This is a genomic window from Aliidongia dinghuensis (assembly GCF_014643535.1).
GTDB lineage: Bacteria > Pseudomonadota > Alphaproteobacteria > ATCC43930 > CGMCC-115725 > Aliidongia > Aliidongia dinghuensis.
Genome location: NZ_BMJQ01000014.1, coordinates 158059 through 178670, shown reverse-complemented (window position 1 = coordinate 178670; position 20612 = coordinate 158059). Strand labels below are relative to the sequence as shown.

The 20612-nt window shown below is 68.3% G+C and carries 19 protein-coding genes; 12 read left to right on the top strand and 7 right to left on the bottom strand.

Annotated features, from left to right (window positions below):
• Positions 1–60: 60 nt before the first annotated feature.
• The 5 genes from hpnE to IEY58_RS24705 form a co-directional block, all read right to left on the bottom strand.
• Positions 61–1314: a hydroxysqualene dehydroxylase HpnE gene (gene hpnE, locus IEY58_RS24725; protein ID WP_189050744.1), complete on the bottom strand. Its 1254-nt coding sequence runs from the start codon at positions 1312–1314 to the stop codon at positions 61–63.
• A gap of 4 nt (positions 1315–1318) precedes the next feature.
• A complete protein-coding gene (hpnD, locus tag IEY58_RS24720; protein WP_229743933.1) occupies positions 1319–2200 on the bottom strand; it encodes a presqualene diphosphate synthase HpnD in 882 nt (293 codons plus the stop codon).
• Entirely contained in the window at positions 2197–3147 is a 951-nt protein-coding gene (locus tag IEY58_RS24715; RefSeq protein WP_189050742.1) for a squalene/phytoene synthase family protein, read from the bottom strand. The genes hpnD and IEY58_RS24715 overlap by 4 nt, the downstream gene beginning before the upstream one ends.
• A 69-nt stretch (positions 3148–3216) precedes the next feature.
• Positions 3217–4209 carry a hopanoid-associated sugar epimerase gene (hpnA, locus tag IEY58_RS24710; protein WP_189050740.1) on the bottom strand — a complete coding sequence of 331 codons (993 nt, stop codon included), beginning with the start codon at positions 4207–4209 and terminating at the stop codon, positions 3217–3219.
• 71 nt (positions 4210–4280) lie between these two features.
• Positions 4281–5069: a GIN domain-containing protein gene (locus tag IEY58_RS24705; RefSeq protein ID WP_189050738.1), complete on the bottom strand. Its 789-nt coding sequence runs from the start codon at positions 5067–5069 to the stop codon at positions 4281–4283.
• A gap of 240 nt (positions 5070–5309) precedes the next feature.
• On the opposite strand from IEY58_RS24705, the gene IEY58_RS24700 reads away from it, so the two are divergent.
• Genes IEY58_RS24700 through IEY58_RS24665 form a run of 8 tightly spaced genes read left to right on the top strand, consistent with a single transcriptional unit; the run spans position 5310 to position 12927 of the window.
• Complete coding sequence (locus IEY58_RS24700) at positions 5310–5765, top strand: SUF system Fe-S cluster assembly regulator (RefSeq protein ID WP_189050736.1); 456 nt, start codon at positions 5310–5312, stop codon at positions 5763–5765.
• Positions 5762–7219 carry a Fe-S cluster assembly protein SufB gene (gene sufB, locus IEY58_RS24695; RefSeq protein WP_189050734.1) on the top strand — a complete coding sequence of 486 codons (1458 nt, stop codon included), beginning with the start codon at positions 5762–5764 and terminating at the stop codon, positions 7217–7219. The genes IEY58_RS24700 and sufB overlap by 4 nt, the downstream gene beginning before the upstream one ends.
• A 41-nt stretch (positions 7220–7260) precedes the next feature.
• A complete protein-coding gene (gene sufC, locus IEY58_RS24690) occupies positions 7261–8007 on the top strand; it encodes a Fe-S cluster assembly ATPase SufC (RefSeq protein WP_189050733.1) in 747 nt (248 codons plus the stop codon).
• Between the two features lie 2 nt (positions 8008–8009).
• Complete coding sequence (gene sufD, locus IEY58_RS24685) at positions 8010–9302, top strand: Fe-S cluster assembly protein SufD (protein ID WP_189050732.1); 1293 nt, start codon at positions 8010–8012, stop codon at positions 9300–9302.
• An 11-nt stretch (positions 9303–9313) separates the two neighbouring features.
• The gene (locus IEY58_RS24680) at positions 9314–10585 is read left to right on the top strand and encodes a cysteine desulfurase (protein WP_189050731.1); all 1272 of its coding nucleotides are present in this window, start codon (positions 9314–9316) and stop codon (positions 10583–10585) included.
• Positions 10582–11052: a Fe-S cluster assembly sulfur transfer protein SufU gene (gene sufU, locus IEY58_RS24675; RefSeq protein WP_189050730.1), complete on the top strand. Its 471-nt coding sequence runs from the start codon at positions 10582–10584 to the stop codon at positions 11050–11052. Before IEY58_RS24680 ends, sufU begins: the two co-directional genes overlap by 4 nt.
• 30 nt (positions 11053–11082) lie before the next feature.
• Entirely contained in the window at positions 11083–11487 is a 405-nt protein-coding gene (locus IEY58_RS24670; RefSeq protein ID WP_189050729.1) for a DUF59 domain-containing protein, read from the top strand.
• A gap of 3 nt (positions 11488–11490) precedes the next feature.
• Positions 11491–12927 (top strand): MFS transporter, encoded by a 1437-nt coding sequence (locus IEY58_RS24665; RefSeq protein WP_229743932.1) that lies wholly within the window; start codon positions 11491–11493, stop codon positions 12925–12927.
• Between the two features lie 12 nt (positions 12928–12939).
• Here the strand turns inward: IEY58_RS24665 and IEY58_RS24660 are convergent, their stop codons facing one another.
• Complete coding sequence (locus IEY58_RS24660; protein WP_189050728.1) at positions 12940–13209, bottom strand: hypothetical protein; 270 nt, start codon at positions 13207–13209, stop codon at positions 12940–12942.
• Between the two features lie 270 nt (positions 13210–13479).
• On the opposite strand from IEY58_RS24660, the gene IEY58_RS24655 reads away from it, so the two are divergent.
• On the top strand, positions 13480–14433 hold the full coding sequence (locus tag IEY58_RS24655) for a retroviral-like aspartic protease family protein (RefSeq protein ID WP_189050727.1): 954 nt from the start codon (positions 13480–13482) through the stop codon (positions 14431–14433).
• Between the two features lie 16 nt (positions 14434–14449).
• On the opposite strand, the gene IEY58_RS24650 is transcribed toward IEY58_RS24655, so the two are convergent.
• Entirely contained in the window at positions 14450–15913 is a 1464-nt protein-coding gene (locus tag IEY58_RS24650) for an L-lactate permease (protein ID WP_189050725.1), read from the bottom strand.
• 145 nt (positions 15914–16058) lie between these two features.
• Between IEY58_RS24650 and IEY58_RS24645 the strand changes: the two genes are divergently transcribed.
• The 3 genes from IEY58_RS24645 (at position 16059) to IEY58_RS24635 (ending at position 20530) form a co-directional block, all read left to right on the top strand.
• Positions 16059–16700: a glutathione S-transferase family protein gene (locus IEY58_RS24645; RefSeq protein WP_229743931.1), complete on the top strand. Its 642-nt coding sequence runs from the start codon at positions 16059–16061 to the stop codon at positions 16698–16700.
• Between the two features lie 67 nt (positions 16701–16767).
• Positions 16768–18963, top strand: coding sequence for an RNA degradosome polyphosphate kinase (locus IEY58_RS24640; RefSeq protein WP_189050724.1), 2196 nt, complete (start codon positions 16768–16770; stop codon positions 18961–18963).
• Positions 18964–18970: 7 nt separating this feature from the next.
• Entirely contained in the window at positions 18971–20530 is a 1560-nt protein-coding gene (locus IEY58_RS24635) for a Ppx/GppA family phosphatase (RefSeq protein ID WP_229743929.1), read from the top strand.
• The last annotated feature ends 82 nt before the right edge of the window (positions 20531–20612 follow it).

Sequence of the window (20612 nt, the reverse complement as noted above, 5' to 3'; positions counted from 1 at the left end):
AAGAGCCAACGCGTAATGGCTGTAACGCGTCCTTTGAACTGATGACCCTATTGAACGAGTTCAAGTGCTACGCAGCTGAGCCGCTGCCTTTTCTCCGGACCGGATGGCGCCCTCGATGGTTGCGGGCAGGCCCGTGTCGGTCCAGTCGCCGGCGAGTGCCAGGTTCCGCCAGAAGGTCTTTGCTTCCGGCCGCCGTTTCACTTGGTCCGGCGTCTCGGCGAAAGTCGCGCGCTTTTCCTTGACGATGCGCCAGGCGGGCATCGGCCGCTCGCCGAGCGCCAAGCCCGCGGCGACGTCGGCCCAGATGCGCGGCGCCAGCGCGTCCGCGTCCTCGTCGACGACGTGGCTTGCCGCACTGATCGTGACCGAGGCGAGCGGGCCGCGCCGGAAGATCCATTCGGCCGTCCCGCCGATGACGCCCAGGATCTCTACGCCCGGCACTGCATCCCGTTCGTCGAGCCGGAAATGCGCGTTGACGATCGGGCGGAACTCGGTCGGCGTCACCAGGTGCGGCACGAGGCCGGTCGCGACCGCCGGCGGGACCGCGACCACCAGATTGTCGCCCTGGTCGAGCCCGACGAAATCGCTGCCGAGATCGAGCGACACCACGCGATCGCCGTGGAAGCCGATCTTGCGCACGCGAGTCGAAAGCCTGAGCGTCGCGCCGCGCTGCTCCAGCCAGGCGAGCGCCGGGTCGACGAAGCTTTCCGACAGGCCGTCGCGCGCCACCAGCGGGCGCGAGAAATCGGCACCGCGGGCGAAGGTCTCTTCCAGCACCGGCCAGAGCAGGTGGGCGGCGGCGGTCTTGGCCTCCGTATTGAGGGCGGCGACTGCGAGCGGCTCCCAGAACCGGCGATAGAGCCGTGTGTCCTGGCCGACGAGATCGGCCACGGTCGCATCCGGGCCGCATTTGCGGAAGCGGAGCGCCGCCAGATAGTCGCCGGCCCGGCTGCCCGGCACGCGCCGGCCGGGGACGAGCACCCACCAGGGCAGCTTGCCGCGGTTGGGTGCCAGGTTCCAGCGCTCGCCGGTGCCGCGATCGAAGAACGGATAGCGCCCGCTCGCGGGGCCTTCGAGCGTGTCCTCGGCGCCGATGAGCTTCAGGTACGAGAGGGCGGCATCGTTGCCGCTCATCAGCAGGTGGTTGCCGTTGTCGATGCGGCAGCCGAGCGGCTCGTCGAAATAGGAGCGGCAGCGGCCGCCGGCTTGCGGGCCCGCCTCGTAGATCACGACGCGATGGCCGGCCTCCGTCAGGCGGAGCGCAGCGCTCAAGCCGGCGAGGCCGGCGCCGATGACATGGGTGATGGGTTGCATGAGGTCAGAAGAACACGCGGGTGAGCGCGATCCAGATCTTGACGAGCTTCGGCACCTTGACCGGCGTGCGCGGGTAGGCCCAGCCGCGCTTGAGCAAGCGCGTCAGGATCGCGCCATAGACGCCGCTCATCATGCGTGCCGGCCGCATCGTCTTGCGCGCGCATTGGGCCATGGCGGCATCGGCGAGGCGGAACCGGCGCTCAGCCTCGACCGCGAGCTCGGCGCAGACGGCATGGATCGCCGGATGGGCCGCGACCTCGGCCGGCACGCGCGTCGCGATGCCGTGCCGCTCCAAGCCCTCGCGCGGCAGGTAGAGCCGGCCGCGTTCCGCGTCCTCGTCCACGTCGCGCAGGATGTTGGTGAGCTGCAGCGCGCGGCCCAGATGCTCGGCCACCTCATCCGCGTGCGGCTCGTAGGGGCCGAACACGCGGACCGACAGGCGGCCGACGGCGCTCGCCACCCGGTCGCAATAGAGGTCGAGCTCGGCCGCGTCGGGCGCCACGATGTCGCGCTCCGCATCCATGGCCATGCCGTCGATCACTGCGTGGAAATCGGCCTTCTCAAGGCCGAACTGGCGGATCGGCCCGACGAGCGCGCGGCCCACCATGAGCGTCGCTGGCCGGCCGGCATAGATCGCCTCGATCTCGGCGCGCCAGGCGGCCAGGCCGCGCTGCTTGTCCGCCTGCGCCGCCGGCTCGTCGGCGATGTCGTCGACCTCGCGGCAAAAGGCGTAGATCGCATACATGCCGTTGCGCCGGTCCTCGGGCAGGAACCGCATCGCGGTGTAGAACGAGCTCTTGGCCTGGCCGACCTGGCGGGTGACCTCGGCCAGGTCCGCCGCCGGCTCGTCCGCGGCATTGGTCGGGAGCGGGGCTGACATGCTCATGAGTGCAGCGCTGCGGGGCGAGGGGCGGGACGCGCACGGCGGCGCCAGAGGCCCGAGGCGAGGGCGCCGAGCGCCAGGCCACCCGCCACCGGCTTCGACAGTTCGACGCGTGTCGCGATCGGGTCCTCGTTCTTGAGCCGGCGGGTGAGGCGCGCGGCGAGCGTGCGGATGACCTGGCACTCGAGCGCGATGCGCACGTCGTCGACCTGCATGACCAGGTCGGCGCACTCGGCCAGGAGCCCTTCGAGCGGCGCGATCGTTCGGTCGAGCACACGGCGCATCGCCGGCGTCAGGGCCGGCCGCGCGAGGTCGGCGATCTCGGCCCCTTCCTCCGCCATGTAGCCGGTCGGCAGATAGATCCGGTCGAGCGCCTTGTAGTCCTCAGCACAATCCTGCAGGTGATTGATGACCTGCAGCGCGTTGCACAGCGCGTCGGCGCCTGGGCGGCAGGCGGCACCCTCGCCATGCAGGTCGAGCAGCTGTCGGCCGACCGGCGAGGCCGACAGGAAGCAGTAGCCGAGCAGGTCGTCCCAGTCGCGATAGCGTGCCTTGTTGGCGTCCTGGGTGAAGGCCTGCAGCAGGTCGAGGCAATGCTGCGGCGTGACCTTGGTCTCGGCCAGGCTCGCGCGCATCCTGACGCAGGCGAGCGACTCGGCTTCCTCGGTCGCCCGGTTGCCGCGACCCAGGATGATTTCGCCCATGCGGGTGAGCCGCGCCACCTTGTCGTCGGGCGCCAGATCCGGATTGTCGGCGACATCGTCGGCGCCGCGTGCGAAGGCATAGAACGTGTGGACGTGCCGGCGCAGATCCGGACGGATCAGCCAGGAGCCGACCGGGAAATTCTCGTCCGCCGCGGACTTGCCCGACGGCGTTTCCAGGGTGCCGTGGGCCAAGGGCTCATGGACTGGCGTGCCAGGGGCGGGGGCGTTCTGCAGGGAATCGCTCATCGGCGCACTCAATGCCTCATAGCGGTGTCGAGGGCAAGTGCAGGCCGCTCGGATCAGGCCCCTTGGATATCAGACCCCGAGATAGTTGTGCTGGCGGAACCAGTCGATCGCGTCGCGGATGCCCTCTTCGGCCGGCCGCGGCGCATAGCCGAGCTCGCGCTGCGCCTTGGCGATGGTGAAGAACATCTTCTTGCGCGCGAGGGTCAATCCGTCACGCGTCACGAACGGCTCCTTGCCCGTCACGCGCGCATAGAGCTCGGCGCCGTAGGCGAGCGGCATCAGGAGGTCGATCGGCAGGCTGATGGTCGGCGCCTTGCGGCCGGTGAGCCGGGCGATGATCGCGAGGAACGCGCTCAAGGTCAGGTTCTCGCCGCCCAGGATATAGCGCTCGCCGATCTTGCCCTTGTCGAACGCCAGGAGATGGCCCTCCGCCACGTCGTCGACATGGGCGAAATTGAGCCCCGTATCGACGAAGGCCGGCATGCGGCCGGATGCCGCCTCGACGATGGTCCGGCCGGTCGGCGTCGGCTTGACGTCGCGGGGGCCGACGGGCGTCGAGGGATTGACGATCACCGCCGGCAGGCCGCGCTCGCGCGCGAGCCGCTGGACGGCCTCTTCGCTCAGGAACTTCGAGCGCTTGTAAGGCCCGACCATCTGCTCGATCGTGACCGGCGTCGCCTCGTCGGAGTCGGCGCCGCCGGGCAGAAGGCCGAGCGTCGCGACGCTCGAGGTGTGGACGATACGGCCGACGCCCGCCGCCAGCGCCGCCTCCATCAACGCCACCGTGCCGTCGACGTTGGTCCGGTACATCTTCGCCGGCTCGGGCACCCACAGCCGATAGTCGGCCGCGACATGGAACAGCGCCTCGCAGCCCTTGAGTGCGGGCGCGAGGGTCGCGGGCTCGTCGAGGCTGCCCACGACCGGCGCCGCGTCGAGCCCGGCGAGATTGCGCCGGTCGCTGCCGGCACGCACCAGCACGCGCACCTCGTGCCCGGCGGCGATCAGCTTGCGGGCGACGGCCGAGCCGACGAAGCCGGTGGCACCGGTGACGAGGCAGATCATTCGTGGGCGGATCCTCTGGGATGGAACGGACGCGCCGTCTTAGCGCGACGGCGCCTCGGGCGGTAGGCCCGTCAGCTCCTACCGGCCCGGATCGTGCCCGACCCAGCCTTGTTGCTCGACAGGCTGCCGGTCACCTTCGCCACTTCGATATTGCCGGACCCGACGGTCGAGAGCGTCGCGTCCTGCACGGTCGCCATGACCCTGAGATTGCCGGAGCCGGCGACCGAGGCGGTGAGCGTGCCGATCCCTCCATTGTCGATCGCGATATTGCCGCTGCCGCTCACCTTGATCTTCAAGCTCGGCATCTCCGCGTCGCCGATGCGGACATCGCCGCTGCCGGCGATCTGCACCTCGGCAGACCCGTTCGTCTGGCCGATATTCACATTGCTCGAGCCCGTGACGTGGATGTCGACGTCGGTGGCGGAAACGGCCGTGAGATAGCCCGAGCCGGCGAGACGCGCATGCAGGCTGGCGCCCACGGCGCCGACGACGTAATTCGTCGAGCCGCCGTTCTTGATGTCGATCGGCGTGCCGGCCGGCACCTGGATCGAGACGGTGGTCTTGGGCCGGTCGAGGACGGTCGAGGTGCAGGAGCGCCGCTCGCGCGTGACCGACGCGGTCTCGCCACCCTTGAACACGAAATCCTTGAGCTCGCCGTCCTTGTTCGAGGTCGCCTCGACCACGACCTTGCCCGAGAGGCCGGGCTTGGGCTGGATCTCGACCCGGTCGACGCAGGCGAGGTCGATCGACAGCGCCTTGCCGTCGAGCGTCTGGTTGACGGTCTCGGCGCGCGCGGCCAGGGAGGCGAGGCTCAGGACAATAAGCGTTGCCGCGGCAGCGGACAGGCTGTGACGGGACATAAGTGTCGCTCTTTCTTTCTTGTGGGAAGCCGGGTGCGGTCGCAGGCGCGGCGCGATGATAGCGTGCTCGACCGGCCGCCGTCACGCGGATGCGCCCCTCCGCACGGGAACGGCCGCGCGGGCCGCCTTGCGCGTTATCCGCCCTGGTCCCATGCGCGCCGCGCGCAGCTAAATCGGCTTCGGGGGTTGAGACTCGACGCAATCAGGACTAAATCAGTCCCAATTGAGAAAGGGTGATCCATGATCATTCTGAGCAAACTTGCGGATTATGGCGTCATCGTCGCCACGCATCTGGCGGCGGTTGCGCCGAACCAGGCGAATGCGATGCATGTGGCCGCCGACACGCGCCTGCCGCAGACGACGGTCGCCAAGGTGCTGAAGCTGCTTGCCAAGGCCGGCATCGTTTCCGCCGTGCGCGGCGCCGCCGGCGGCTACCGGCTGGCGCGCCATGCCGACGAGATCTCGGTGGCCGAGATCGTCGCCGCGATCGACGGCGATTTCGCCATGACGCAGTGCACGTCCAAGATCGGGCCGTGCGACCGGCTGCACTATTGCCCGACCCGGCCGCACTGGCACCGGATCAACCGGGCGGTCGGCGATGCATTGGCCGGCGTGACGCTCGGCGAAATGGTCCTGCCCAGCCTGGCCGCTCCTTCCTTCTCTCCTGAATACAACATCGAGACGACCGCACCATGAGCGCAGCCCTCGACACCGTCCGCGCCGTTGCCGATCAGAGCCAGTACAAGTACGGCTTTTTCACCGACATCGAGAGCGAGACCGCGCCGATCGGCCTCAACGAGGACACCGTCCGCTTCATCTCGGCCAAGAAGGGCGAGCCGGAGTGGTTGCTCGAATGGCGCCTCGAAGCGTTCCGCGGCTGGCTCAAGATGACCCCGCCCGAATGGGCGAAGCTCAAGATCGACCCGATCGACTACCAGGCCTCGACCTATTATTCGGCGCCCAAGCAGAAGCCCAAGCTGAACTCGCTCGACGAGGTCGACCCGGAGCTCTTGAAGACCTACGAGAAGCTCGGCATTCCGCTGAAGGAACAGGAAATCCTGGCCGGCGTCTCCAACATCGCGGTCGACGCGGTGTTCGACAGCGTCTCGGTCGCGACCACCTTCAAGGGCAAGCTTGCCGAGATGGGCATCATCTTCTGCTCGATGGGCGAGGCGATCAAAGAGCATCCGGAGCTCGTCCGGCAGTACCTGGGCTCGGTCGTGCCGACCACGGACAATTTCTTCGCGGCGCTGAACTCGGCGGTCTATAGCGACGGCTCGTTCGTCTATATCCCGCCGGGCGTGCGCTGCCCGATGGAGCTCTCGACCTATTTCCGCATCAATGCGGCGAATTCCGGCCAGTTCGAGCGGACGCTGATCGTCGCCGACAAGGGCGCGTACGTGAGCTACCTCGAAGGCTGCACGGCACCGCAGCGCGACGAGAACCAGCTGCATGCCGCGGTCGTCGAGCTGGTGGCGCTCGAGGGCGCCCAGATCAAGTACTCGACCGTCCAGAACTGGTACCCGGGCGACGCCGAGGGCCGCGGCGGCATCTATAATTTCGTGACCAAGCGCGGCGACTGCCGCGGCGCCAATTCCAAGATCTCCTGGACCCAGGTCGAGACCGGGTCGGCGATCACCTGGAAGTATCCGAGCTGCGTCCTGACCGGCGACAATTCGGTGGGCGAGTTCTACTCGGTCGCGATCGTCAACAACCGGCAGCAGGCCGATACCGGGTCGAAGATGATCCATATCGGCAAGAACACGAAGTCGACGATCATCTCCAAGGGCATCTCGGCCGGCAAAGGGCAGAACACCTATCGGGGCATGGTCAAGGTGCTGCCCAAGGCCAAGGGCGCCCGCAACTTCACCCAGTGCGACAGCCTGCTGATCGGCGACAAGTGCGGCGCGCACACGGTGCCCTATATCGACGTCTATAACCGCACAGCCCGGGTCGAGCACGAGGCGACGACGTCGAAAGTGAGCGAAGACCAGATGTTCTATTGCCAACAGCGCGGGCTCACGGCCGAAGACGCGCTGTCGCTGATCGTCAACGGCTTCGCCAAGGAAGTCCTGAAAGAGCTTCCGATGGAATTCGCCGTCGAGGCGCAGAAGCTGCTCGCGATCAGCCTGGAGGGCAGCGTCGGCTGACGCGCCCCGCACTCTCAGAAATTCGACTGCCGAGGACCCATATGCTCGAGATCAAGAATCTGCACGCCCGCGTCGGGGACAATGAAATCCTGAAGGGCATCTCGCTCACCGTGAAGCCGGGCGAGGTGCACGCGATCATGGGTCCGAACGGCTCCGGCAAGTCGACGCTCGCGAGCGTGCTCTCGGGCCGCGACGGCTACGAGGTGACCGAGGGCACGGTCACCTACAACGGTGAGAATCTCCTGGAGCTCGACGCCGACGTGCGGGCGCGCGAGGGCGTGTTCCTGGCCTTCCAGTATCCGGTCGAGATCCCGGGCGTGAACAACATGTATTTCCTGCGCGCGGCCGTGAACGCCGTGCGCAAGCACCGGGGCCAGCCGGAGCTCGACGCCGGCCAGTTCCTGAAAACCGTGCGCCAGACCTTGAAGCTGCTCGACCTGCGCGAGGATTTGCTCAACCGCGCGGTCAACGTCGGCTTCTCGGGCGGCGAGAAGAAGCGCAACGAGATCTTCCAGCTGGCGCTGCTCGACCCGAAGCTCGCGATCCTGGACGAGACCGACTCCGGCCTCGACATCGACGCGCTGCGCCAGGTCTCTGACGGCGTCAACAAGCTGCGCTCGCCCGACCGCGCCTTCGTGCTGATCACGCACTACCAGCGCCTGCTCGAATACATCGTGCCGGACCATGTCCATGTGCTGAGCCAGGGCAAGATCGTCATGTCCGGCGACAAGAGCCTGGCGGCCGAGCTCGAGAAGAGCGGCTATGCCACGCTGGGCGACGCGGCCTGATCATGTCTGCCGTTCCTTTCCTCGAGACCCTGGCCGTCCCGGCCAACCAGGCAGAGCCGGCCTGGCTCGGCACCAAGCGCGCCGAGGCGCGCCAGCGCTTTGCCGAGGCCGGTTTCCCGACCAAGCGCCACGAGGCCTGGCGTTTCACCGAGCTCAAGGGCTTGACCGGCACGAGCTTCGCGCCGGCGCCGGCCAAGCCCGGCAACGCGACCGTGGTCGGCGAGCGACTCTGCCGCTTGCTTAGCCACGCGAACCGCTTGGTATTCGTGAACGGCCGCTTCGACCCGGACCACAGCCACATCTGCAGCCTGCCGCCGGGCGTGTTCCTGGGCTCCTTCGCCGATTGGCTCGCGAAGAATGGCGAGGCCGACGCGCTGTTCGAACGGCCGGCCGATGCGACCGACGCGTTCCGCGCGCTCAATCAGGGCTTGTTTACCGACGGCCTGGCGCTGATCGTGCCGGCCGGCGTCACGCTCGACGACCCGGTCCATGTGCTCTATTGGGGCGAGGCCGACGCGTCGGCCTCGGTGCAGGCCAAGGGCCTGATCCGCATCGGCACGGGCGCTCAGGTCACCGTGATCGAAAGCTTCGCCGGGGTCGGCGCCACCTGGACCAATGCCGCCATGACCGTCGAGGTCGCCGACCATGCGAAGCTCGGCCATTACCGGCTGCAGGACGAGGATCTCCGGGCGTTCCACACCGGCACGCTCGACGTCTCGATCGGCGCGGATGCGATCTACGACGGCTTCACGCTCTCCTTGGGCGCCGCGATGGCGCGCCAGGACATCCGGGCGAAGCTCGTGGGCGAGCGCGCGTTCTGCGGCGTCTCGGGTGTCTATCTGCTTGCCGAGCGGCAGGAGTCGACCGTCGCCTCGGTGATCGAGCACCTGGCGCCCCACGGCGAGACCAAGGAAGTGTTCAAGGGTTGCCTCGCCGACCGGTCGCACGGCGTGTTCCAGGGCCAGATCAAGGTCGCCCAGGTGGCGCAGAAGACCGACGCCTACCAGCTCAACAAGACCGTGCTCCTGAGCGACCGCGCCGTGATGGACACGAAGCCGGAGCTCGAGATCTTCGCCGACGACGTCAAGTGCAGCCACGGTGCAACCGTCGGCGACCTGGACGAGGCGGCGGAATTCTATCTTCGCTCGCGTGGCATCGCGCCCGAACAGGCGCGCGCCATGCTGATCGAGGCCTTCGTCGTCGACGCGGTCGAGCTCGTCAGCCACGAGCAGGCGCGCGACTACCTGACCGACGCGATCGGCCGGTGGCTGGCGTTCCGGCACCCCGAGAAATGAAAGAGGCGCCCATGAGCAAGGACGGCGATCCCCGCCTGGTACCGGTCACGGCCGCACCGCTGTCGCGGCCGGCGTTCGACCCGCGCGTGGTGAAACAGGACTTTCCGATCTTCCAGAACAACCCGGACGTGGTGTTCCTCGATTCGGCGGCGAGCGCCCAGAAGCCGCAGGTCGTGATCGACGCGGTCTCGAAGTTCTATGAGCAGGACTATGCGAACGTCCATCGAGGCGTCTATGGCCTGTCGCAGCGCGCGACCGACAAGTACGAGGCGGCGCGCGAGACCGTGCGCCGGTTCCTGAACGCGAAGAGCGCCAAGGAGATCGTGTTCGTGCGCGGCGCGACCGAGGCGATCAACCTCGTGGCGCAGACCTGGGGCCTCGCCATGCTGAAGGCCGGCGACGAGGTGATCGTCACTGAGCTCGAGCATCATTCCAACATCGTGCCCTGGCAGATGCTGCGCGACCGGATCGGCATCAAGCTGGTGGTGGCGCCGATCGATGCGACCGGCGGGCTCGACATGGCGGCGTTCGAGGAGCGGCTGTCGTCGCGCACCAAGCTCGTTGCCGTGACCCACGTGGCGAATGCGCTGGGCTCGGTGGTACCGGTCGAAGCGATCGTCGAGAAGGCGCACAAGGTCGGCGCCAAGGTGCTGATCGACGGCTGCCAGGCAGCACCGCGCATGCCGCTCGACGTGCAGGCGATCGGCTGCGACTTCTACGTCTTCTCCGGCCACAAGACCTATGGGCCCTCCGGCATCGGCGTGCTGTGGGGCCGCTACGAACTCCTGGAGGCGATGCCGCCCTGGCAGGGCGGCGGCGACATGATCCTGCAGGTGACGTTCGAGCATACGGACTTCAACGAGGTGCCGCACAAGTTCGAGGCCGGCACGCCGGACATCACCGGGACCCACGGGCTGGCGGTGGCGCTCGACTATATGGAGGCGCTCGGCCGCGACCGCATCCTGGAGCATGAGGAGCGGCTGACCGAGTACGGCGCCGATGCGCTGGCGCGCATCCCGGGTGTCACGCTGCTCGGCGCCGGCCAGCGGCGCCTGGCTGTGCTGTCGTTCGAGGTCGACGGCATCCACCCGCATGATCTTGCGACCATTCTCGACAAGCACCGGGTCGCGGTCCGGGCCGGCCATCATTGCGCCCAGCCGCTGATGGACCGGCTCTGCGTGCCGGCGACGACGCGCGCGTCCTTCGGCATCTATAACGACGAGAGCGATGTCGACGCGCTGGTGGCTGCGGTCAAAGCGGCGAAGGAGCTGTTCGGGCGATGATGGATCTGCGCGACCTCTACCAGGACATCATCCTGGACCATGGCCAGAAGCCGCGGAACTTCCGCGAGATCGAGCATCCGACCCACAGCGCCAAGGGCCACAACCCGCTGTGCGGCGACCGCATCAATCTCTACCTCACGATCGAGGGCGACCGGATCGTCGACGCGGCGTTCCAGGGCCGCGGCTGCGCGATTTCGACCGCGTCCTCGTCGCTCATGACCGAGGTGCTGAAGGGCAAGACGCTGGACGAGGCCAAGCAGCTGTTCCGCGCCTTCCACGGCAAGGTCACCGGCGGCGAGGCGGTCGAGATCGCCGACGCGCTCGAGGATGACTTCGAGCGCCTGACGCCGCTCGAAGGTGTCTCGGCCTATCCGGCCCGCGTCAAATGCGCGACGCTCGCCTGGCACGCGCTCGAAGCCGCCTTGAAGGCGGGCGGTGTCGTGCCTGAACCGGTCAAAACGGAATAGGCCGGTCAAGACGGAGTAGGGACGGGATCCATGGTCCAGGACGACGGCAAGACGCTGTTCGACTTCATGCCCGGCCGGGCGCCGGCGACGGAGATCGACCCGCTCGACCGGATCAAGGTCGAGGGCGAGGACAAGGCGCTCGAGGCCAAGGTCCTTGAGGCCTTGAAGACCGTCCGCGACCCCGAAATCCCCGTCAACCTGGTCGACCTCGGCCTGATCTATGACCTGGTCGTGGGGGCGGACGGCAAGGTCTATGTCGAGATGACGCTGACCGCGCCGACCTGCCCGGTCGCGGGCTCGCTGCCGGGCGAGGTCGAGCGTGCCGTGCGCACGGTCGACCGCGTGACCGAGGTGCAGGTAAACCTGGTCTGGACGCCGCCCTGGCATCAGGATCTGATGAGCGAAGAGGCGCGGCTCGAGCTGGGCCTGCTCTAGGACGTGCCTGACGGAGTAAAGACCGTCGAGGCGGCACCGGCCTCGACCCGCAGGCCGCTCCAGATCGCCCTGCTCGTCGCTGCCGCGTTCTTCATGGAGAACCTGGACGGCACGGTGATCGCGACCGCGCTGCCGCAGATGGCGCGCTCCTTTGCCATGAGCGCGGTCGACCTCAATCTCGGCATGACCGCCTATCTGCTGACGCTCGCCGTGTTCATCCCGGCGAGCGGCTGGTTCGCCGACCGGTTCGGCGCGCGCACCGTACTCGGCGGCGCCATCCTGGGCTTCACAGTCGCCTCCGTGTTCTGTGCGATGGCGAACGGGCTCTGGGAATTCACCGCGGCGCGCGTGCTCCAGGGCATCGCCGGCGCCATGATGGTGCCGGTCGGGCGTCTCGTCGTCGTGCGCGCGACCGAGAAGCGCGACTTGATGCGCATGATCGGCATCATCGTCTGGCCCGGCCTGGTGGCGCCGGTCATCGGGCCGCCCCTGGGCGGCTTCATCACGACCTACGCCTCCTGGCGCTGGATCTTCCTTCTGAACGTGCCGCTCGGCCTCGCCGGCCTGGTGCTCGCTTGGCTGCTGATCCGGAACGAGCGCGGGGCTGAGAAGAAGCCGTTCGACTGGCTGGGCTTCGGCCTCGGCGGCGGCGCCTCGCTCAGCTTCATGTACGGCATCGAGCTTCTGGGCCGGCAGGACGCGGCCTGGGCCGCGATCGGCGGCTGCGTCGGCGTGTCCGTCGTGCTGGGCGTCCTCGCCTGGCGCCACGCCCGCCGCCATGCTCATCCGCTGCTCGACTTGAGCGCACTCAAGATCCCGAGCTTCGCCGTCGCCGTCGGCGGCGGCTCGCTGTTCCGCATCGCGATCAGCACGGCGCCGTTCCTGCTGCCGCTCTTGTTCCAGGTGGGATTCGGCATGGACGCGTTCCACTCGGGCCTCCTGGTCCTGGCCTTGTTCGCCGGCAATCTCACCATGAAGACCGTGACCAATCCGCTGCTGCGCCGCTTCGGCTTCCGCACCGCGATCATCGGCAACGGCCTCGTCGTCGTGGTGGCGGCCGCGGCCTGCGCATTCTTCACGCCGGCGACGCCCTGGCCGGTCATCGCCGCGGTGCTGTTCGTGAACGGTCTCTGCCGCTCCATGCAGTTCACCAGCCTCACGACCCTGAGCCTCGCCGAGATCCCGGGTCCGCAGGTGAGCGGCGCCAGCACGCTCTCCAGCATGGTGCAGCAGATGACCATGGGCATGGGCATCGCCTTCGGCGCGCTGGCGCTCCGCGTCGCCGCCTTCGCCGAGGGCAACGCGACCGGCGTGCCGACGGTGACCGACTTCCGCATCGCCTTCGGCCTGGTCGCGGCACTCGCGCTCGCGGCCTTGTTCGACGTGCGCAAGCTGGCGCCGGATGCCGGCGCGGAAGTGAGCGGGCACCGGCGCGGCTAAGGCGCGCCTGGGCTATTCGACCACCAGCCGCTCGATCTTGCCAAGCACAACCGTGTAGGCGAACACGCCCACCAGCGAGACGATGCCGCAGAAGCCGAGCGCCCAGGCGAAGGAGCCGGTTGCCTGCACGATCGCGCCGATGACGATCGGGGTGATGATGCCGGCGAGGTTGCTGGCGAAGCTCACGATGCTGCCGGTCATGCCGACGTGCTGCGCCCTGGTGCCGCGCTCGGCGGAGCGGTTCCTGCCGGGCGAAGTGGTCGTACGGCCGGGGAGTGGCATCCCGACGTCAGTGCCGACCTCGTGCTGGCTTGGCCGTCGGCGCCGCCCAATCCAGCGCGCGAGGCTGTGCTCAACCTTCTGCGGCGCGAAGGGGCGCCGCGACGACGGTCTGGCAGGGAGGTTCTGGATAACTGATATGGTAGTGTGGCAAGATTAGACGGGCACGCGCTTTTCGGGACGTCGACGCTTGCAGCGGCGCGATTTACGCGCACGGCGAAACTTGCTACGCGGGTACCTGCGACCGGAAGACGCCAAGCGAGGTGCTACCCCATGCGGGTTTCGTTGCCGTTCCTTCTGCTGGCGGGAGTGCTGGGTGGGCTCGCGGCATGCGCGACCTCCATCGAGGCCGATCTTGCTGAGGGCGTGGAGACGGCGCCGGACGATACGACGTGCCAGGCCTTCAAGGTTGCCGATCTCGCGCTCGACGTGGAGCACGGGCTGCTGATGGTGACCGGCGGCATCAACGGCGCGCCGGTCCGCCTGCTGGTCGATACCGGGGCCGACGCGGCCGTCCTGTCGCCGGAAATTGTCGAGCGGCTTCGGCTGCCGCCGCGCCACACCACGACGCGCGTGACCGGCATCGGCGGCCTGGCGGTGCAGCGCAATGTCCAGGTCGACGATTTCGAGCTGGGCGGCCTCAATCTGCGCAACCAGAGTGTCGTCGTAACGCCGCTGCAGGGCGTCGCCGACGGCGTGCTGGGCGCCAACTTCCTGTCGGCCTTCGATGTCGAGATCGATGTGGCGGCCCACCGCATGAGCCTGTGGAACCCGGCCCATTGCGCGCAGGGTTTCCTGCCGTGGCAGGGCCCGATCGAAAGCGCCGAGCTCGGCCAGCTGCCGACCGGGCGGGTCTATGTCTCCGCCGAGGTCAACGGCAAGCCGCTCACGGCGCTGCTCGACAGCGGCGCTGAGGTGAGCTCCATGACCGAGGAGGGCGCGCGCAAGCTCGGTCTCGAGCCGTCGGATTTCGCACCCGATCCCGACGTGACGCAAGTCGGGGCGGACGGGCGCCGGGTCCGGGCCAAACAGCATCGCTTCGGTACCGTCCGCATCGGCACCGACCGGTTCGACGGCGCCGAGTTCGCGGTCGGGTATTTCTCCTTCGGCGATAATTTCGACATGCTGCTGGGCGCCGACTATCTGATCGGGCGGCGCGTCTGGATCGGGTACGCGAGCGGCGTGCTTTATGTCCAGCCGACGGTAACGCCCAGCACGGGGGCCTGACGGGGCTTAGCCGGCGCTAGTGCGGCAGAGCCAGCAACGCCGCTTCCGCGAGCAGGATCGCGAGCAGCATGACCGCGACCGGCCAGGCGCGCTTATAGATCTGGGCATCCGCGCCCTGGACATGCGAGCCGGCACCGCCGACCAGCGCTGCCGCCATCGCGACGCGGACCGGCGAGAGCAGGCTGAAATTGCTGCCGGCCACGTTCTGCAGGGCCGCGGTCCAGCCGGCGAGCCCGTTGCCGAGTGCGGCCTGCACCGCCATCATCATGCCGTTGGACGCCGAGTTGCTGCCGGTGAGGAAGCCGCCGACCGCGCCGAACAGCGGACCCATAAGCGGTGCCGCGGGGCCGAGGCCGGCACGGAGTGTCGCGCCCACGAGCCGGGCGGCGCCGGCAGCTGACAGGACCTGGGCCATGGCGACGAAGACCAGGGTCACGACGGCGGCGCGCCAGCCGCCGTGCCAGGTCTCGCCGAGGCGCGCCGGCAGCTCGCCGAGACGGCCGGTCGCGGCCATCACGCCGAGGCCGACCAGGACCAGCCAGAAACTCGGGTTATAGAACACGGGAAAGCTCGGCTGGTCGGCGAAGGGTGTCAGCACGGCCACGCTGCGCAGCGCCTCGGTCAGAGGCGGAATGCTGCGCGTCGCGATCAGGAGGCCGGCCAGCACGGCGAAGGGCAGGGCGCTCGTCGCGGCGTGGCGGAGCGCCCTGCGATCCGGCCGCTGCGTCAGCAGGAAATGCACGACCAGCAGCGCGCCCGGTGCCACGACGCCGCCGAGCTCGGTCGCGACATAGCGGTTGGCAAGCCAGAGTGCGCTGCCCAGCAGGATGGTCCATAGACTGTCCTCGACACGCTGCACGATGGGCACCGGCCCGGTCAGCCGGCCGGCGAAGACCCAGTAGAGCGTGAGATAGCCCGCGAGCAGCGGCAGGGTCAGCACGGCACTCGCGAGCCCTAGCGCCGGTTCCGCCATGCCGGCCAGATGAGCACCGATGATCGTGCCGACGGCGAGGCCGCCCCAGGGCACCAGCATCTGGGAATAGAGCGCCAGCACCGCGGCGCCGGGCCCTTTCAGCCCCATGCGCATCAGAGCTGCCATGGCGACGATAGCACCGACGCCGAAGCCGGTCGCCGATTCGGCGAAGGGGCCGACGAGGAAGCACACGGCCCAGACCCGTCCGCGCGACACCGCCTCGACCGGGCCCTCGGCCTGGAACAGATGGGCCTCGTGCCGGCGCAGCACGCGATAGAAGAACAGGCCGGCCAGGATGACCGCGACCGCCTGCCAGGCGAGCCAGGCCCCCTTGGCGCTCTCGGTCGAGGCCCAGGCGATGAACGGCTCCACGGGCCCGCGCAGCACCCGGGCGGCGGCAATGGCGGCGAGCCAGCCGATCACGCCCGCGGTCATGATCGAGACGCGCCGGCTGGCGATCAGCAGGATGACGAGGGCCAAGGGGGCGAGCGCGACCGTGAGCAGCATGATGCCGATTTCTTGAATGTCGATTTGTTGATTGGGGCGGGCTTTCCCGCGCGGCCGGATCCATGCGATGGAGGGAGCGGCAGAATGGTCGGGCGGAGGCACCGCCACAACCAGCAATGCTTCGTCATCGGGCGAAGCGGCACAAATGTCGGGAATGCAGGGCGCCATGCTGACGATCTGGGGACGGACCACATCATCGAACGTGCAGAAAGTGCTGTGGACCTGCGAGGAGCTGGCGCTGCCGTTCGAGCGGATCGACGCCGGCCGCGAGTTCGGCAAGCTCAACGAGGACTGGTACGGCGCGATGAACCCCAATCGGCTGGTGCCGACGGTGCGCGACGGCGAGCTCATCCTGTGGGAATCGAACACGATCACGCGCTATCTCGCCAACCGTTACGGCGGCGAGACGCTCTATCCGGCCGAGCCCGGCGCCCGGTCGCGGGTCGAACGCTGGATGGATTGGCAGCTTTCGACATTGATGCCGGCCATCGGCCCGGTGTTCTGGGCGCTCATCCGCCCGCAGCCCGGCGGGCCCGATGCGGCGGCACTTCAGGCGCTGGTGGCGCGGCTCGCCCAGGTCTGGACCTTGCTCGACCGGGAACTGGCCGGCCGGCCCTATGCCGCCGGCGACCGGCTGAGCCTCGCCGACATCGCCATGGGCAATTCGATTCGCCGCTGGTACGCCTTCGCCATCGAACGGCCGGACCTGCCGCATCTTGCTGCCTGGTATGATCGCCTGGCGGAGCGGCCGGGCTTCCAGCAGCACCTCATGGGGCCGGTCGTCTGAGCCCTTTGTTGCAGAAAACCAGTCACCGTCATGACACCGACTCTCCGGTGCGGTAGGGTCGCTCCTGATGGCGTCCGCCCTTGCGGCGGGCCCGGCCGATGGAGAGCTGCCCGTGACGACGACAAGAACCGCTACCGCCCGCACCCTCAAGGTTGCCGCGACCTCCGAGCAGCGCTTCATCAATCGGGAACTCTCATGGCTTGCGTTCAACGAACGGGTGCTCGAGGAGGCGGACAACAAGAGCCATCCGCTGTTCGAGAGGCTGAGGTTCCTGTCGATCTCGGCGAATAACCTCGACGAGTTCTACATGGTGCGCGTGGCCGGCCTGCGCGGCCAGGTCAACGCCGGCATCGAGACGCCGAGCCAGGACGGGCTGCTGCCGGTCCAGCAGCTCGATGCGGTGCACAAACGCGTCGCCCGGCTGATGCAGTCGCAGCAGACCTGCTACACCCGGCTCCGCAAGGAGCTGCGCGAGGCCGGCGTTGCTGTCGTGGGCGCGGACGAGGTGACCGAGAGCGAGCGCAGCTGGCTGCACGAGCGCTTCATGGCCGACGTCTTCCCGCTCCTGACGCCGCTCGCGGTCGATCCGGCTCATCCGTTCCCGTTCATCCCGAACCTGGGCTTCGGCCTCGCCCTCATGCTGGAGCGCCAGGCCGACAAGAAGCGCATGCAGGCGCTGCTGCTGATCCCGTCTTCGGTGCCGCGCTTCCTGCGCGTGCCGGGTGACGGCATCCGCATGTTCCCGATCGAGGCCACGGTCGGCTTGTTCCTCGACCGGCTGTTCCCCGGCTTCACGGTCATCGGCCAGGGCGGCTTCCGCATCCTGCGCGACAGCGACATCGAGGTCGAGGAAGAGGCGGAAGACCTGGTCCGCCTGTTCGAGACCGCGCTGAAGCGCCGGCGCCGCGGCCATGTCATCCATCTGGGCGTCGAGGCGGCGATGCCGCTCGATCTCGCCCAGTTCCTGATGGAACGGATCGACGCCAAGCCCGACGATCTCTTCCGCATGGAAGGCATCCTGGGCCTGGCCGACCTGAAGCAGCTCATCATCGACGAGCGGCCGGACCTGAAGTTCGCGCCCTATAACGCACGCTTCCCCGAACGCATCCGTGATTTCGGCGGCGACTGCTTCGCGGCGATCCGCGCCAAGGACATCGTCGTCCATCATCCCTACGAGAGCTTCGATGTCGTCGTGCAGTTCGTGCGCCAGGCGGCGCGCGATCCGGCAGTGGTCGCGATCAAGCAGACGCTCTACCGCACGAGCGACGACAGCCCGATCGTTCGTGCGCTCATCGAGGCGGCCGAGGCCGGCAAGTCGGTGACGGCGCTGGTCGAATTGAAGGCGCGCTTCGATGAAGAGGCGAACATCCGCTGGGCGCGCGACATGGAGCGCGTCGGCGTGCAGGTCGTCTACGGCTTCGTCGAGCTCAAGACCCACGCCAAGGTCTCGATGGTGGTCCGGCGCGAGGGCGGGGGCCTGCGCACCTACGTCCATTTCGGCACCGGCAACTACCATCCCTATACGGCCAAGGTCTACACCGACCTGTCGTTCTTCACCTGCGAGCCGGCGCTGGCGCGCGACGCGGGGCGGCTCTTCAACTACATCACCGGCTATGCGACGCCCGAGCGGCTCGAGAAGCTTGCGATCGCGCCGATCAACCTGCGCCAGCGGCTCCTGGAGCTGATCGAGGCGGAGATCGAGCACGTCAAGGCCGGCAGGCCTGGCACGATCTGGATGAAGGCCAACCAGCTGGTCGATTCGGTCGCGATCGACGCGCTCTACCGCGCGTCGCAGGCCGGCGTGCAGATCGATCTCGTCGTACGCGGCATCTGCTGCCTGCGGCCTGGCGTGCCGGGCTTGAGCGAGAATATCCGGGTGAAGAGCCTGATCGGCCGCTTCCTCGAGCACAGCCGCATCTATGCGTTCGGCAATGGCGACAAGCTGCCGTCGGGCAGGGCGCTCGTGTTCATCAGCTCGGCCGACTGCATGCAGCGCAATTTCGACCGCCGTGTCGAGACGCTGGTGCCGATCGAGAACCCCACGGTCCATCAGCAGGTGCTGAACGAGATCCTGGCGGAAAATCTCAAGGACGAGGCGCAAAGCTGGACCTTGAATGCCGAGGGCGTTTATACCCGCATCGCGCCGAAGGCGGACGGCGTGAACGCGCAGAACTATTTCATGACCAATCCCAGCCTGTCCGGCCGGGGGTCTGCCTTGCGGAAGCCGGCCGGCGCACCCCGTCTGGTGCTCGACAACGTGTGAGTTCGGTATGGAAGTTCTGACGCACCCTTTTTCCGCCGTGGCGCTCCTCGACGAGCGCCGGCGCACGATGGTCGGCGTCATCGATATCGGGTCGAACTCGCTGCGCCTGGTCATCTACGACCGGATCAGCCGTTCGCCGATGGTGCTGTTCAACGAGAAGGTGATGTGCGCGCTCGGGCGCGGCCTCAACAGCTCTGGCCGGCTCAATCCCGAGGGCGTGACGCTCGCACGCGACAATATTGAGCGCTTCGTGGCCCTTGCCCGCGGCCTGGGGGTCTCTCGGCTCGACATCATCGCGACCGCGGCCGTGCGCGATGCCAGCGACGGCGCCCGGTTCGTCGCCGACATCGAGCAGCGTAACCAGGTCAAGGTCCGGGTCATCGACGGGGTCGAGGAAGGCCGGCTGTCGGCCGCCGGCGTGCGCGCCGGCATCCCCGACGCGGATGGCATCACCGGCGACCTGGGCGGCGGCTCGGTCGAGGTCGCCATGACCGGCGCCGTCGTGCCGCCGCTGGTCGCGAGCCTGCCGATCGGCGCGCTCCGGCTGGCGGAGGGCGTCGGCGACGATGATGCGAAGGCGCGCCGGATCGTCGACCAGGCGGTGGCGTCGCTCGACTGGCTGCCCCAGGGGCGCGGCCGCCGCTTCTACGCGGTCGGCGGCACCTGGCGCGCGCTCGCGCGCATCCATATGGAGCAGACCGGCTATCCGCTGCACATCATCCAGAATTATTCGGTCGGCCGGCAGGAGATCGAAAGCTTCACCGACCTGATCGGCCGCCAGTCGCGCCGGTCCCTGGAAAAGGTCGCCGGCATCTCGCGCAAGCGCCTGGAAACCGTGCCGCTCGCCGCTTACGTGCTTTATCGCCTGGTCAAGACGATCCAGCCCGACCGGGTCGTCTTCAGCGCCTACGGCCTGCGTGAAGGGCATCTGTTCGAGCAGCTGCCGCCGGCCGAGCAGCGGCTCGATCCGCTCCTGACCGCGGCCGAGGCGATCGCGCGCATCAATCCTCGCTTCGCCCCTGGCAGCGAAGAGCTGGTGCGCTGGACCGACCCGCTGTTCCCCGACGAGGCGGCCGGCCAGAAGCGCCTGCGCCGGGCGGCAGCACTCCTGTCGGACATCGGCTGGAGCGAGCATCCGGACTATCGCGACGAGCAGACCTTCATGCGCTGCCTGCGCATGCCGGTCGCCGGCCTCGACCATCAGGGGCGTGCCTTCCTGGCGGTGGCGCTCCATGCGCGCTACGGCGGCAATCCCGACGCGCCGATCCTGAGCCGGATCTTCGGGCTCATCGACGAGGCGACGATCGGGCGCGCGCGCGCGGTCGGCCTCGGCCTGCGCCTGGCCTACACGCTCTCGGGCGGGGCGCCGGGCCTGGTCGGCAGCGCTGTGCTCGAAGCGGACGATACGACGCTGGCGCTGACCGTGCCCGAGCACACGGCGATCTATACGGGCGAAGCGGTGCAGCGCCGCCTCGATGCGCTCGGTCGCGCCGTCGGCAAGCGCACGCTCGTCCGCACTGAGAACGCCGAGGCGCCGCCGCCGGCCAAGAAGCGGGCGCGCGGATAGGGCGAGGAACTTTCTGGACGCACGTCTCGCGGGAATGGTATCCAGAGACGGCGCCGAAGGGCTGGCGCGGAGTCGGAGTAGC

Excerpts from the sequence above, each read along its gene's own strand:
- IEY58_RS24660 (WP_189050728.1), bottom strand. The coding sequence starts at position 13,209 with ATGCCACTCCCCGGCCGTACGACCACTTCGCCCGGCAGGAACCGCTCC.
- hpnE (WP_189050744.1), bottom strand. The coding sequence starts at position 1,314 with ATGCAACCCATCACCCATGTCATCGGCGCCGGCCTCGCCGGCTTGAGC.
- hpnA (WP_189050740.1), bottom strand. The coding sequence starts at position 4,209 with ATGATCTGCCTCGTCACCGGTGCCACCGGCTTCGTCGGCTCGGCCGTC.
- IEY58_RS24715 (WP_189050742.1), bottom strand. The coding sequence starts at position 3,147 with ATGAGCGATTCCCTGCAGAACGCCCCCGCCCCTGGCACGCCAGTCCAT.
- sufC (WP_189050733.1), top strand. The coding sequence starts at position 7,261 with ATGCTCGAGATCAAGAATCTGCACGCCCGCGTCGGGGACAATGAAATC.
- sufU (WP_189050730.1), top strand. The coding sequence starts at position 10,582 with ATGATGGATCTGCGCGACCTCTACCAGGACATCATCCTGGACCATGGC.
- IEY58_RS24650 (WP_189050725.1), bottom strand. The coding sequence starts at position 15,913 with ATGCTGCTCACGGTCGCGCTCGCCCCCTTGGCCCTCGTCATCCTGCTG.
- IEY58_RS24700 (WP_189050736.1), top strand. The coding sequence starts at position 5,310 with ATGATCATTCTGAGCAAACTTGCGGATTATGGCGTCATCGTCGCCACG.
- IEY58_RS24705 (WP_189050738.1), bottom strand. The coding sequence starts at position 5,069 with ATGTCCCGTCACAGCCTGTCCGCTGCCGCGGCAACGCTTATTGTCCTG.
- sufB (WP_189050734.1), top strand. The coding sequence starts at position 5,762 with ATGAGCGCAGCCCTCGACACCGTCCGCGCCGTTGCCGATCAGAGCCAG.
- sufD (WP_189050732.1), top strand. The coding sequence starts at position 8,010 with ATGTCTGCCGTTCCTTTCCTCGAGACCCTGGCCGTCCCGGCCAACCAG.
- hpnD (WP_229743933.1), bottom strand. The coding sequence starts at position 2,200 with ATGAGCATGTCAGCCCCGCTCCCGACCAATGCCGCGGACGAGCCGGCG.
- IEY58_RS24635 (WP_229743929.1), top strand. The coding sequence starts at position 18,971 with ATGGAAGTTCTGACGCACCCTTTTTCCGCCGTGGCGCTCCTCGACGAG.
- IEY58_RS24670 (WP_189050729.1), top strand. The coding sequence starts at position 11,083 with ATGGTCCAGGACGACGGCAAGACGCTGTTCGACTTCATGCCCGGCCGG.
- IEY58_RS24645 (WP_229743931.1), top strand. The coding sequence starts at position 16,059 with ATGTCGGGAATGCAGGGCGCCATGCTGACGATCTGGGGACGGACCACA.
- IEY58_RS24680 (WP_189050731.1), top strand. The coding sequence starts at position 9,314 with ATGAGCAAGGACGGCGATCCCCGCCTGGTACCGGTCACGGCCGCACCG.
- IEY58_RS24655 (WP_189050727.1), top strand. The coding sequence starts at position 13,480 with ATGCGGGTTTCGTTGCCGTTCCTTCTGCTGGCGGGAGTGCTGGGTGGG.
- IEY58_RS24640 (WP_189050724.1), top strand. The coding sequence starts at position 16,768 with ATGGCGTCCGCCCTTGCGGCGGGCCCGGCCGATGGAGAGCTGCCCGTG.